The organism is Actinomadura sp. 6K520, assembly GCF_004349245.1.
Lineage (GTDB): Bacteria > Actinomycetota > Actinomycetes > Streptosporangiales > Streptosporangiaceae > Spirillospora.
The window spans coordinates 17,677-30,778 of record NZ_SMLC01000084.1 but is presented as its reverse complement, the minus strand read 5'-3'; the positions used below and the strand labels follow the sequence as shown (position 1 = coordinate 30,778).

The 13,102-nt window shown below is 73.4% G+C and carries 11 protein-coding genes; 6 read left to right on the top strand and 5 right to left on the bottom strand.

The features are described from left to right. A partial coding sequence (gene pdxH / locus E1289_RS21825) for a pyridoxamine 5'-phosphate oxidase (RefSeq protein ID WP_243713043.1) occupies positions 1 to 629 on the bottom strand: 629 nt, incomplete at its 3' end. A gap of 183 nt (positions 630 to 812) precedes the next feature. Here pdxH and E1289_RS21820 point away from each other — a divergent pair. Then, positions 813 to 1,919, top strand: coding sequence for a citrate synthase 2 (locus E1289_RS21820; protein ID WP_131983013.1), 1,107 nt, complete (start codon positions 813 to 815; stop codon positions 1,917 to 1,919). A gap of 166 nt (positions 1,920 to 2,085) precedes the next feature. Here the strand turns inward: E1289_RS21820 and E1289_RS21815 are convergent, their stop codons facing one another. Beyond that, a complete protein-coding gene (locus E1289_RS21815; RefSeq protein ID WP_131983011.1) occupies positions 2,086 to 4,935 on the bottom strand; it encodes an ABC transporter substrate-binding protein in 2,850 nt (949 codons plus the stop codon). A 153-nt stretch (positions 4,936 to 5,088) separates the two neighbouring features. Between E1289_RS21815 and E1289_RS21810 the strand changes: the two genes are divergently transcribed. Next, a complete protein-coding gene (locus E1289_RS21810; RefSeq protein ID WP_131983009.1) occupies positions 5,089 to 5,445 on the top strand; it encodes a hypothetical protein in 357 nt (118 codons plus the stop codon). Positions 5,446 to 5,455: 10 nt separating this feature from the next. Continuing rightward, positions 5,456 to 6,592, top strand: a complete 1,137-nt coding sequence (gene serC, locus E1289_RS21805) for a phosphoserine transaminase (RefSeq protein ID WP_131983007.1) — start codon at positions 5,456 to 5,458, stop codon at positions 6,590 to 6,592. A gap of 11 nt (positions 6,593 to 6,603) precedes the next feature. Here serC and E1289_RS21800 read toward each other — a convergent pair whose 3' ends face one another. Further along, positions 6,604 to 7,527, bottom strand: a complete 924-nt coding sequence (locus E1289_RS21800) for a hypothetical protein (protein WP_165970570.1) — start codon at positions 7,525 to 7,527, stop codon at positions 6,604 to 6,606. Positions 7,528 to 7,543: 16 nt separating this feature from the next. Between E1289_RS21800 and E1289_RS38310 the strand changes: the two genes are divergently transcribed. The 3 genes from E1289_RS38310 to E1289_RS21790 all read left to right on the top strand — a co-directional run bounded on the left by E1289_RS38310 (position 7,544) and on the right by E1289_RS21790 (position 11,131). After that, positions 7,544 to 7,696 carry a hypothetical protein gene (locus tag E1289_RS38310; RefSeq protein WP_165970569.1) on the top strand — a complete coding sequence of 51 codons (153 nt, stop codon included), beginning with the start codon at positions 7,544 to 7,546 and terminating at the stop codon, positions 7,694 to 7,696. Positions 7,697 to 7,932: 236 nt separating this feature from the next. Further along, positions 7,933 to 8,853 carry a hypothetical protein gene (locus E1289_RS21795; protein WP_207929077.1) on the top strand — a complete coding sequence of 307 codons (921 nt, stop codon included), beginning with the start codon at positions 7,933 to 7,935 and terminating at the stop codon, positions 8,851 to 8,853. 124 nt (positions 8,854 to 8,977) lie between these two features. Continuing rightward, positions 8,978 to 11,131 (top strand): hypothetical protein, encoded by a 2,154-nt coding sequence (locus E1289_RS21790; RefSeq protein WP_131983002.1) that lies wholly within the window; start codon positions 8,978 to 8,980, stop codon positions 11,129 to 11,131. Here E1289_RS21790 and thpR read toward each other — a convergent pair. Next, positions 11,068 to 11,691, bottom strand: coding sequence for an RNA 2',3'-cyclic phosphodiesterase (gene thpR / locus E1289_RS21785; protein ID WP_131983000.1), 624 nt, complete (start codon positions 11,689 to 11,691; stop codon positions 11,068 to 11,070). The genes E1289_RS21790 and thpR overlap by 64 nt on opposite strands. 88 nt (positions 11,692 to 11,779) lie before the next feature. After that, positions 11,780 to 13,036, bottom strand: coding sequence for an MFS transporter (locus E1289_RS21780; RefSeq protein WP_131983021.1), 1,257 nt, complete (start codon positions 13,034 to 13,036; stop codon positions 11,780 to 11,782). Positions 13,037 to 13,102 lie beyond the last annotated feature (66 nt).

Sequence of the window (13,102 nt, the reverse complement as noted above, 5' to 3'; positions counted from 1 at the left end):
CCCCCCGGAACCGCCCTCTCACCCGAGGGGGGACGACCCCCCACACCCCCCGGAACCGCTCTTAGATACCGGATCCGATCGTGCAGCCGATCCCGCCGCCCCTGCCAGAACTCGATCGATTCCGGAACGACCCGGTAGCCGCCCCAGAAGTCCGGCAGCGGGACGTCGTCGGCCCCCTCCGCGTCCGGCCAGCGTCCGGCGAGCTCGGCATAGCGGTGCTCCAGCCCGTCCCGTCCGGGGATGACACCGGACTGGTGCTCACTGGCCCACGCGCCGATCCGCGACCCGTACGGGCGCGTCCGGAAGTAGGCGGCGACCTCGTCCCGCGTCAGCTCGGCCACCGGACCGGCGACACGGACCTGCCGGTGCATCGCGTGCCAGGGGAAGACCAGCGCCGCACGCGGGTTCGCCGCCAGGTCCCGCCCCTTGTCGGACGTCAGGTTCGTGAAGAAGCGGAAACCTCGCGGCCCGTACCCCTTGAGCAGGACCGTCCGGGCGCTCGGCACGCCGTCACCGGACGCCGTGGCGAGCACCATCGCGTTCGGCTCGGCGAGCCCGAAGGTGTGGACGTCGGCGAACCAGGCGGCGAACAGCGCCAGCGGATCGGCGGGGAGCGAAGGCTCCGCCAATTCGCCCCCTTCATAGGATCTTCGGAGCCGTGCGGGATCGGGCGTTGGGGAATCCACAGCGTCAGAGCCTCTCACCTGGGACTTGTGCAACTCACCTGACCCCTGGGTACTGGCAAGTAAGGCGGACAGGGTTCAATGGCACGGCACCGCCTTATCACTCTTGGGGACGAAAGGCAGGACGACATGTCCGACTTCAAACCTGGTCTCGAGGGGGTCGTGGCCTTCGAGACCGAGATCGCCGAACCGGACAAGGAGGGCGGCGCCCTCCGCTACCGGGGCGTCGACATCGAGGAACTCGTCGGCCGCGTCTCCTTCGGCGACGCCTGGGGCCTCCTGGTGGACGACAGCTTCGACCCGGGCCTCGCCCCCGCGGACCCGCACGTCCTCCCGGTCACCTCCGGCGACGTCCGGGTGGACGTGCAGAGCGCCCTCCCCACCCTCGCCCCCGCGTACGGCATGCGCCCGCTGCTCGACATCTCCGACGAGGAGGCCCGCGCCGACCTCGCCCGGGTGTCGGTGACGGCGCTGTCGTTCGTCGCCCAGTCCGCACGCGGCGTCGGCGTACCGATGGTCCCGCAGGACAGGATCAACGCCGCGACGACGATCACCGAGCGGTTCATGGTCCGCTGGCGCGGTGAGCCCGACCCGAAGCACGTCCGGGCCATCGACGCGTACTGGGTCTCGGCCGCCGAGCACGGCATGAACGCCTCCACCTTCACCGCGCGGGTGATCGCCTCGACCGGCGCGGACGTCGCGGCCGCGGTGTCGGGCGCGATCGGCGCCATGTCGGGTCCGCTGCACGGCGGAGCGCCCGCCCGCGTCCTGCCGATGATCGAGAAGGTCGAGCAGCTCGGCGACGCCCGGAAGGTCGTCACCGACATCCTCGACTCCGGTGACCGGCTGATGGGCTTCGGCCACCGCGTCTACCGCGCCGAGGACCCGCGCGCCCGCGTGCTGCGCCGCACCGCCAAGGAACTGGGCGCCCCCCGCTTCGAGGCCGCGAAGGCCCTGGAGGACGCCGCCCTCGCCGAACTCCGCGAGCGCCGCCCGGACCGCCCGATCGAGACCAACGTGGAGTTCTGGGCCGCGGTCATCCTCGACTTCGCCGAGGTCCCGACCGCGATGATGCCCGCGATGTTCACCTGCGGTCGCACCGCCGGATGGGCCGCGCACATCCTGGAGCAGAAGCGCACCGGACGCCTGGTCCGCCCAAGCGCCAAGTACACCGGCCCGGGCACCCGCTCCATCGACCAGGTGGACGGAGCGGCGACCCTGAAGCCCGCGGGCTGACCCCGACACCCTCACCCCCCGCCCCTCACCACTGAACTCCCACGTCGTCCCGGGTAGCCGGACCCGTCCGGCTCCCGGACGACGAGGGCCGGGGACGGATGCCGGTCCCCGCCCCCTGTAGCGACCCGGACCCTCGCGATCGCGTCCGAAGGCCGCGGCGAAACGATCAAGGACAGTCGGCTTTGCCCTGCTCGCCGGCGACGAGGCGGCCGCAGACCTGCTTGACCTCCGTGGTGCCGTCCGGCTGGATCGTCGCGAGCAGGACCGGCTTGTCGACGACCCGGTGGCCGGTGCCGCGGGTGCTGAAGCGGATGACGCCGCTCGCCCCGTTCCGCAGGACGTCGTGGTCGGGGTCGTTGAGCGCGGCGAACACCGATCCGGCCGAGGGCCGCGCCTGCTCCTGCCAGAACACCTTGCTCGCCACGGTCGCGACGAGGGTGGCCGCGTCGTAGGCGACGGCGGCGCGGGTGATCGAGGGCTGCTGGCCCCGGTTGTTCTCGTCCGTCATCTCCCGGACGGCGGGGTCGTAGTCCGAGTAGAACGTCTGCGGCGCCTGGTCGCCGATCCAGCGCCACGTCCACGCCTCCCTGGCCGCGAGCGGCGTGAAGTACAGGTCGAACGTGTTCTTGCGGCCGATCTCGGTGGCGTTGTCGCTGACGTACTTGGCGATCTCGTCGTCGGCCATGACCAGCGGCCTCCTGGGGCAGGACAGCTCCAGGACGTTGATGAACGAGCGGAACTCGTCCGACCGCCCGGCGTAGTAGAACATGTCGGGCTGGTCGTGGCACGCCTCGCGGACGGCCTTGTCGAGTTCGCCGGAGTTGTCGTACGGCCGCATGCGCACCCTGCGGGCGCCGAACGCCTCCGCGAACCTGGTGGCGAGGTTCTCGCTGTACAGGTCGTCGGGCTGGTCGTTGTAGATGACGACCGCGTCCTCCGCCCGCCGGCCGATGTGCCCGTTGCGCGCCCAGTAGGCGGCGTGCCGGGCGGTCCGCGAGTTCGGGGAGGCCAGCCGGAAGTAGTAGGGCGAGTAGCCCGCGTCCCCGTCGAGCAGGGCCGTGCCGTCGTAGCTGTTGGCCGTGCCGACCAGCGGCAGCGCCGACTTGGCCAGCAGCCTGATCGCCTCCTGGGTCTGCCGGCGGCTCTGCTCGAAGCCGATCACCGCGACGATGGAGCGGTCCGCCAGCGCCCGCTCGCGGATCTGTTCGGCGACCCGCACCGCGTAGCGGAACCGCGCGCCGGCGTTGGCGATCAGCACCCGCAGCCGCAGGTCGTCGCCCTCGGCGGAGTCGTTGAACCGCTTCTGCGCGATGGCCAGCCCGATCAGCTCGCCCTGGACCCCGGCGAGCAGGTCGATCCGGTGGTTCTTGATGGACGGGTCGGCGGTCACGGGGCCGAGGTAGACGACCGTCGCGTACGGCTTGCCGGACTCCAGGACGTGGTCGTTCAGCGTCTGGATCTCGTCGAGCACCTTGTTCAGCCGGTTGTCGTTGTTCCTGCCCCCGGAGTCCTCTCCGAAGCGGAACGATCCGTCGGTGATGCCGACGCACTCCCCGTTGTCGGTCCTCGCGATCTCGAACGCCGAGCAGTACCTCGCCACCTGGACGGAGACCACCGTGATGGACGCCGCCGCGACCGCGACCATCGCGATCCACGGCAGCGCGGGGTGCGCGAGCCGGGGGCGGCGCCGCACGGGCCGGACGGGCGGCAGGTCGCCGCCCGGGTCGCGGCCGATGTCGACGCGCAGCTCCCGGCGGGAGCCGAGGGCGCCGACGCGGCGCTGCTCGCGGGCGTACCGGTCCCAGAGGCCGCGTGCGGCGACGACGCTCTGCGGCTCGCCGGACGCCATGTCCACGCGCACCGCCTGCGCGATCCGGTCGACGAGCCTCCTGCCGGACGGGGCGGACGGCCCGTCCTCGGCGGGCGTGGCCGGGTCGACGCCGGCGACGACGACGAGCGGGTCGAAACCGGGGAGCCGTTCGTCGGCCTGGCTGTCGGCGCGGACCCGCTCGACCAGCTCGATGAGCGGCACGCCCGGATGCCCCGCCGGCAGGTGCTCCAGGATCAGCACGGGGTAGCGGACCCGCGCCCACGCCGCCCGCCGGTAGTCGCGCCGGTAGTTGCGGCGCAGGTCCTCCAGGAACGCGGCGACGAGCAGCAGGTCGAGCTGCTCCCCGTGGTCGTCGGGCTCGACCGGGCGCGGGTCGAACACGCCCAGCGCGAAGCCGAGGAAGCCGGTGGAGTCGCGGTCGACGTACGGCTGGCGGAGGAACCAGCCGTACCGGCGCACCCCGTACCAGCCGCGCGTCCTGGCGACGATCTGCACTGCGACGAACGCCAGCCCGACCACGGCGGCGAACACGGCCGTGGCCAGGTCGATGGCCGCGGCCGTCCCGGCGCTGACCAGCGCGACGACCGCGACGCCGAGCGGGGCGATCTGCTCCAGGAACGACAGGAACGCCGCGGACCGGCTGGGCCGCTCCTCCAGGTCGCGCAGGACGTCCCGGCCGCGCCGGCGGATCACCCGGTTGAGCTCGCGGCGGCGCGCGTTCTCGTTGTCGCCGACCGGCGGATGCGTGAGCCGCCGGACGAGCCGGTGGTTCTCCCGCTCGGCGGACGAGGCGCCGCGTGGCGGCGGGCGGTCCCCGGCCAGCCGGATGTCCCGCAGGTCGCGCAGCCACAGCGCCATCTCCAGCAGCGGGAAGCGCAGCGGCGGCTCTCCCCGGCCGCGGCTGCTGGGCTGCGATAACTCCCGCTTGGCCTCCCGGAGGACGCCCGCGACGTCGGTGGCCGGGGTGTCGGCCGCGATGTGCGAGACCGGGGCGCGCTCGTCCTCGCAGCGGGACTTGAGCAGTTCGGCGACGTGCGAGGTGGCGCGGGCGGGGCCGAGCAGCAGGAGCAGCGGCCGCAGCCGCTCCCGCCATCGCCACGGCGGCCGTTCCCGCAGCCGTTCGAACAGGTCGAGCACCCCGCGCAGCCGATCCTCGCTCAAGGTCCGGTCGCCATCGCCCGCCATGCGCCTACCCTCGCTTCCCGTCGCCGTCCTCCACCGATCGCGGCTCCTCGGCACTTCGACGCCGCGGCTTCCCGAAAGGATCGAAGTTTTCCACTGAACATGCCACCGGCGACGAAAGTCAGCCACCTTGCTCCTTTTGCAATGATTGGCGCCATGGGTGTTGCTGCGGAGGACGAACCACTCGAAGGCGACATCGGCCCCGCCGCGGACGCGGGCGCGCCGCGGCCCGCCGGAACGTCCGGGCCGCGGCAGGCCGATGCGGCCGCGGAGCTGCGGCGTTACGAGGCGGAGCGGGAGGAGCGCCGCCGCCGGACCAACGCCGCGTCGGGCCGGATCGCCGCCGCGCTCGCCGCGCTGCTCCTGGCGTTCCTGGCCTACGACTCCGTCCGCACCGCCCTGACGGCGCGCTCCCGGGGCGACGACTGGATCTACCCGCCGCTGGTCATCGCGGGGATTTGCACAATCGCGCTTGCGACCCTGCTTGCGTGGGCCGCACGGCGGGTGAAGTAGCCTTTTGCGAGTGACCGACAGCGCTGATCCCAACATCGACATTCCCGCCGATCTCAAGCCCGCCGACGGCCGCTTCGGATGCGGCCCGTCGAAGGTCCGTCCCGAGCAGTTGGCCGCGCTCGCCGAGTCCGGCGCCACCTACATGGGGACCTCGCACCGGCAGAAGCCGGTCAAGTCCCTGGTCGGACGGGTCCGCGAGGGGCTGGCGCAGCTGTTCTCGCTGCCCGAGGGGTACGAGGTCCTGCTCGGCAACGGCGGCACCACCGCGTTCTGGGACGCCGCCGCGTTCGGTCTCGTCCGGCAGCGCTCGCAGCACCTGACGTTCGGCGAGTTCTCCAGCAAGTTCGCCAAGGTCACCACGAGCGCGCCGTGGCTGGGCGAGCCGACCGTCATCTCGAGCCCGCCCGGGTCCCACCCGGAGGCGTCGGCCGAGGAGGACGTGGACGCCTACGCCCTCACGCACAACGAGACCTCGACCGGTGTCGCGATGCCGATCCGGCGTCCCGCGGGCACGACCGCCCGCGACGGGCTCGTGCTGGTGGACGCCACCTCCGGCGCGGGCGGCCTGCCCCTGGACGTGGCCGAGACCGACGTCTACTACTTCGCGCCGCAGAAGTGCTTCGCCGCGGACGGCGGCCTCTGGGTGGCGCTCGCGTCCCCGGCGGCGCTGGAGCGGATCGAAGAGATCGCCATGTCCGACCGGCACGTCCCGGAGTCCCTCAACCTGAAGACCGCCCGGGACAACTCCGCCAAGGACCAGACCTACAACACCCCCGCCGTGGCGACGCTGCTGCTCTTCGCCGAGCAGGTCGAGTGGATGAACGCCCAGGGCGGTCTGGACTGGACCACGTCCCGGACGGCCGACTCGTCCCAGCGGCTCTACACGTGGGCGGAGAAGACCGCCTACACGACGCCGTTCGTCGTGGACCCGGCGCAGCGTTCCCAGGTGGTCGGCACGGTCGACTTCAACGACGACGTGGACGCGGCGGCCGTCGCCAAGATCCTGCGCGCCAACGGCATCGTGGACACCGAGCCCTACCGGAAGCTGGGCCGCAACCAGCTCCGCATCGGCATGTTCCCCGCCATCGACCCCGACGACGTCGAAGCCCTGACCGCCTGCGTCGACTACGTCGTCGAACGGCTGTAGTTCGGGGCCGGTCAGGCGGCGGTCGGGACCGGGGCGGTGCCCCCTGGGCGCTGCACGACGCGGTGGCGCAGGCCGGCGCGGTCGCACTGCTCGTCGGCGGTGGTGAAGCCCGTCCAGACGCGGTCGTCCATGTCGGTGTCGCGGGCCGTGGGCAGGAAGGTCGCCGTGGCCAGCACTTCGGGCCGGTCACGGCGTCCGGGGCGCCGCTCCATGCCGACCTTGAGGTAGGTGCCTTCGCGGAGCATGACGACGGTCGCGAACCGCACCCGCGTGTGCTCCTCCGCCTCCCGGAACCAGCGCGGGTTGGACGCCCAGTAGATGTTCTGCTCGGTGTCGACGGCGATGGTCAGGGGGCTGAGCGCGGCACGGGCCAGATGCACCTCTGTCGGGCGGTTCCGGTGGACCCAGGCCAGCGCGGCGCGCCCGACCACGGTTTCCAGCACGCCGGTCACGGCGGACGCGTCGGCGCAGCCGGCGAGGAGCTGGAAGACGGGCTCGCTGTCGGTCGTCCCGGACGCGGGCGGCAGCGTGTGCCGCGACCGCAGGTCGCCCGCGTCGATGTCGCCGTTGTGCGTGGCCACGATCGCGGCGCCCCGGTCCCCCGCCGCCGGGACGGCCATCGGGCTGGCGTTCGCCGGGTGGGCCGGGGAGCCCTGCGTGGCCCAGCGGGTGTGGCCGAGGACGACCGGCGCGCGGTCCAGCTCGGGGAGGAGCTCCGGCCGCCAGAGGGCCGAGAAGCGGCCGCGTCCCGCCAGCACGCGGCTGCCGTCCCCGCACCCGGTCCCGGCGCCGAAGGCCGCGCCGCCGAGGCCGGGCCAGCCGCCGAGGAGGGCCAGCCCCGCCGAGTCCGTGCCGCGCTCCTCCGCGAGCATGCCCAGCGTGACGAACACGTCCGACGCCGGTCCCGCGTCGGCGGCGAACGGTGAGCGCACCATCCCGAACAATCCGCACATGCTGGATGAGATGCAGATCATGGGCGGGCGGTTCGCGCCGGGCACGGAGCCGAATAAGCTCGGCAGCGTGAACCGCGCGCCCCGATGGCTGCTTCCCACCGTGCTGACCGCGCTCGTGCTGACCGTGGTCCTCGGTGCGCTGCTCTCCTGATGGCGCGGGCTGAGGCCGATCGCGCGGGGCGGACGAGCGGCGCGGCGCGGAACGGGGATGATCAGGCCATGTCACGGTGCCGTGCGTGTCCCTTTCGTTCCGCCCGATCCCGCGGTGCCCGATCCCACGGTGCCCGATCCTGCCGTGCCCGGTCCCGCGCGGCCCGTGCCGGTGCAGCGCTGGCCCTGGCGGGGGCGTTCGTCTGGCTGCCGTCCCCCGCGTCCGCGGAGGAGCAGGTGGCCTTCACGATCCGGGACGAGCGGATCACCGAGTCGAGCGGCCTGGCGGTCAGCCGGCGCCACAAGGGCGTCGTCTACACGCACAACGACTCGGGCGACGTCCCGGCGATCTTCGCGCTCGGCCCGGACGGGAGCGTGCGGGCCGTGCTGACCCTCGGCGGCGCGAACGCCCGCGACTGGGAGGACATAGCGGTCGGCCAGGACGAGCGCGGCCGCCCCGCGATCTTCGTCGGGGACATCGGCGACAACCTCGGCGGCGCGTGGCCGTACGTGACCGTGTACCGCATCCCGGAGCCGGCCCGGCTGCGGAGCCAGACCGTCCGCGCCACCGCCTTCAAGATCAAGTACGCGGACGGGCCGCGCAACGCCGAGACCCTGATGATCAACCCGAAGACCAACCGGCTCTACCTCGCCAGCAAGCTGTTCGGCGGCAAGGTGTACGAGGCCCCGGCGCGGCTGCGGACCCGCGGATTCAACGTCGTGCGGGAGGTCTCCGGCGCCCCGCCCATCGCGACCGGCGGCGCGTTCTCCCCCGACGGGCGGACCTGCGTCATCCGGACCTACCTCGGCGCCCGCCTCTACGCGGTGAACCCGGACGGCTCCCCCGGCAGGTCGCTGACGTCGGTCGGCCTGCCGGCGCAGAAGCAGGGCGAGTCGGTGACCTACACCGCCGACGGCACGGCCCTCCTGGCGGGGTCGGAGGGAACGAGCCAGCCGGTGTACCGGATCCCGCTCCCGGCGGAGGCGCTGCCTTCCCGCGCGCCGGCACAGGCGCCGTCGCCGGAGAACGCGGGGACGCCGGGCGACGCCGGCGAGGAGGGCAAGGACGCCTCCAACACCAGGACAGGCCTGTTCCTGGCGCTGGCCATCGCCGCCGCCGTCGGTTACGGGCTGCTCCGCAAGCGGGGAGAGGGGTAGTAGGTAAACGGGTGACGGGAGTGATGGGGCGACCTGACCGGCACGATGGAAGTCGGTGTCGGTGGGCGTCCAGTTGCCGGAAGGAGGCGACGGTCCCGCGGGGACCCGTGTGAGGATGCGGACTGTGGAGCATGAGCTGGTGGGTCTCGCGGGCCCCGGTGGCCGTTGGCGTCCCGTCGCCGCCGGTCCGTTCGCTCTTCTGGCGGTGGCGCTGGCGCTGATGCCGATCCGCCCGGTGTGGCTGTGGGTGACGCTGATCGGTGTCGTCGCCGCCGTTCCGTGGGTGCTCGGCGCGGCCCCGGAGGTGCGCCGCAGGCGCCCCCGGCCGTACTGGCGGCTGTCCGCGGCCGGTCTGGAGCGGATCGCGCCGGACGGTCAGACGATGGTCTCCTACGAGCGGTCCCGTATCGACGCGCTGGCCATCACCACCGGCGACGGCGTGCTGACCGTGTTCCACCGGTTCGGGCGTACCTCGGTGGGCGGGATGACCGCGATGGGGATGGAGCCCCTCGCCGTGTTCGTGACCGCCCGCCGGCTGGGGATCCCCGTCCACGTTCTGGACGGCGAGGCGACCGACATGCTCGACCCCGCGCTGGACGAAGCCATGCGCGTCCCAGGGCTGGACGACGACGCCCCAGGGGGGAGCGCCCTACCGCGCGACCACGCCGCGGAGAAGCGCCTCCTCGACCAGGAGGCGGCCCTGCTGGCCGCCGCCCACGAGCCGTCCGGCCCGCGGGCCGATGAGCGCGGCCGGCCCGCCGGCCGGGGGAAGGGCCGGGGCGGGACCGGCGCGGAGCACCGGCTGGACACCCCGGAGCCGCTGCCGAGCCGCCGCCGGATCGTGCTCCTCGGCACGCTGATCGCCCTGCTCGGCGCCGTGATGATCGTCCGGATCGCGGTGGACGGCACCGGCGAGTTCGGCGCCAGGCTCGCGGCCGGCTGCTGGGTGTTCGCCGCGATCGCGGGTGTCCTCATGGCCCGCCGCCGGCTGCTGCGCGCCGCGCAGATCCGCTGGACGATCACGGCGGAGCGGCTGCGGGTGCGGACCCGCCCCGGCCGCCGCCGCGAGACCCAGGACCTGCGGGCCGGGGACGTCGCCGCGGTCGTCGTCGGCCCGGGGCTGCGCCTGGACCCGGTGAGCGGCGATCCGCGCCGCGCCGACCTCGCCGCGCTCGCGTTCGGGCACCGGCTGGAGCTCGTCGCCCGGCTGCCCGCGCACGGACTCGACGGCTTCCAGCTCGCGCACGCCCTCGACGACCACGGCTACCGGGTGATCACGCCGGGGGCGCGGGCGCCGCGCCGTCCCGAGTACGGGTTGGAGGGGCTCCCGGAGATCTTCGCGCAGGTGCCGGGCGGCCGGCTGGTCGTCGCCGACGGCGGGCTCGGCTGGGCCGACGCCGCCGGGGACGTCGTGCTGAAGATGCCCGAGGACCGTATCGGCGCCATCGAGCTGCTGACCATCGCCGGGCACGCGTGGGTCCGGCTGTACGACACCGACGGCGACGAGTTCTTCGCCGCGCCCCTGTCGGCGCTGCGGATCTCCCGGACCGACCTGCGCGACTCGGCCCGCCGCGCCGGGCTGCCGGTCAACGACGCCGAGTACGACGCCTACATGAGCGCCGCGTTCCACTCGGCCGTGTCCACGCTCACCGGCCCGGAGCCGGTGGCCGAGCCCGAACCGGCGACCGCCGCGCTGCCCGCGCAGAGCGCCGGGCAGGAGGGCGCGGCGCGCCGGCCGGAACCTCCCGGCGAGCAGGACTTCACCTTCTCCGTCCCGCCGCCGCCCGGCCCGGCGACCGCGCCGGGCGCGCTGCTGGACGCGACCCGCCGATCCCGTGCGGGGACGTACGCGATGAGCGTGCTGCTGTGCGAGGCCGTCGCGCTGCTGGGCGCGGTGTGGCTCGGCCCAGAACTGGGCGGTTTCAACGCCACGGCGAGCTGGTCGGTGCCCGCGGGGCTCGTCATCGGGCTCGCCGGCTACTGGCTCTACGACCGCAACCGTTCACAGCTGCGCGTGTCGTCCGCGGGGCTCGCGGTCGTGACCAGGCGCGGCAGGGTCGAGTGGGACCTGCCCCGCGACCGCATCGGCGGCGTCGGCATCGACGAGGCGCGTGAGCGGATGCCGCGCCTCGTGGTGTGGGGGCCGTCCGGCCGGGTGCTGCGCCAGGTCACGTTCCCGCCCGACCTGGACGAGCTGCGCCGGGCCTGTGAACGCTACGGCATCCCCTGGGGGCCGCCGGACGCGGACCTGCCCGCACCCCCGCCACCCGAACTCTGACGCAGCGACCACGTCTTCAGCGACTCGTACCTTACCTGGCTGTAGTCCTTGCCGGGGAGGTGGCTGAGCATCAGGTGGACGGAGTCGGCCGTCCACGCGGCGCCCGCGAACGCCGACAGCGACTCCACGAGGGGCCGCACGTCCACGGGCTTCCTGGAGCGGGCCAGGGTCAGGTGGGGGCGGAAGCCGCGGTGCTTGTCGGGCAGCGTCCCGACGCGGCGCCCGGCGGCGGTGGTGGACGCCGCGAGCCGCGCGATGCGGCGGCGGTCGCCGAACAGGCCCGTCCACAGGACGCGGGCGTGCGCGCCGCTGCCGGGGAACGCGCCCGCGCCCGCCAGCGACAGCGACATCCGCTCGTGGCGGCCGACGGCCCGTTCCAGCCGGGGAAGGAGCCGGTCGAGGGTGCGGTCGTCCACCTCACCGAGGAACGTCAGCGTGACGTGGAGCAGCTCGCGCCGGACCCATCTCAGCTCGGGAATCGCGTCGTGATGCGGGAGGACGGCCTCCTCCAGCTCGTCCAGGACGTCCGGCGGCGGCACGAGCGCCACGAAAAGCCTCATGGGAACGTCCGGAGGGCCACCCGGCAAGCATTTCAGCAGATGGCACCCCTTGTCACGCCGATCGGTCGCCTTTACACCCTCTCTGTAGCTATTTGTCGCTTCTCGTCCGGCCACGGTGAACCGCCGCGCGAGAAACCCGGGCGAGCGTGGGGCGGATCGACCCGCGGGCGGCCAGCGCACCGACGGCGAGCGCGGCCAGGGCGGAGATCAGGCCGCCGAGGACGAGCGCCGTCCGGGCGCCGAGGTGCTCGGCGAGCCAGCCGACCGTGGGCGCGCCCACCGGGTTCGTCCCGAGGAACACGAGCATGTAGAGGCCCATCACCCGGCCGCGCATCTCCGGCGCGACACTCAGCTGAACGGTGGCGTTGGCCGCCGTCGTGATCGTCATCATCACGATGCCGGTGGGGATCAGCAGCAGCAGGAACGACCAGTACGTCGGCATCAGGCCGGTGACGATCTCCAGCACGCCGAACAGCACGCCCATCCCCACCAGCAGCCGCAGCCGCGGCCGGGCGACCCGGCGGGCGGCCAGCAGGGCGCCGCTGAGCGCGCCGAGCGCGAGCATGCTGGACGCGAGCCCGAACGCGGACGCGCCGGTGTTGAAGACCTCCTTGGCGATCAGCGCCACGGTCGTGGAGAAGTTCATCCCGAACATGGCGACGAACCCGATGAAGACCATGACCAGCGTCAGGTCGCGGCGCCCGCGCACGTAGCGCAGGCCCTCGCGGAGCTGGCCCTTGGCGCGCTTCACCGGCTCCGCCGGGTACAGCTCGCCCGTCCGCATCGCGTAGAGGCCGAACAGGACGGCGCCGAACGACGCCGCGTTCACCAGGAACACCGGCCCGGTGCCGATCAGCGCGATCAGCACGCCCGCGACGGCGGGGCCGAGCAGGCGGGCGCCGTTGAAGGTGGCGCTGTTCAGCGCGATCGCGTTCGGCAGGTCGCGCTTGCCGACCATCTCGATGACGAACGACTGGCGGGTCGGGTTGTCGACGACGGTCGCGAGCCCGAGCCCGAAGGCCAGCGCGTACACGTGCCACACCTGCGCCATGCCGGTCAGCGCGAGCAGGCCGAGGACGAGCGCGAGCATGCCCATCGCCACCTGCGTCAGCACCAGGATGCGGCGCTTGGGGTAGCGGTCGGCGATGACGCCGCCCCACAGGCCGAACAGGAGCATGGGCAGGAACTGGAGGCCGGTGGTGATGCCGAGCGCGGTGCCGCTGCCGTGCGCGAGTTCGAGGACGAGCCAGTCCTGCGCGACCCGCTGCATCCACGTCCCGGTGTTGGAGACGACCTGCCCGGACGCGAACAACCGGTAGTTGCGGTTGCGCAGGGACCGGAACATGCCCCCGGACCGGGGCTCCCCCGGCTCCCCCGGTTCCCCGGTCCCGTCGGCCTTGGCGGGTTCCTC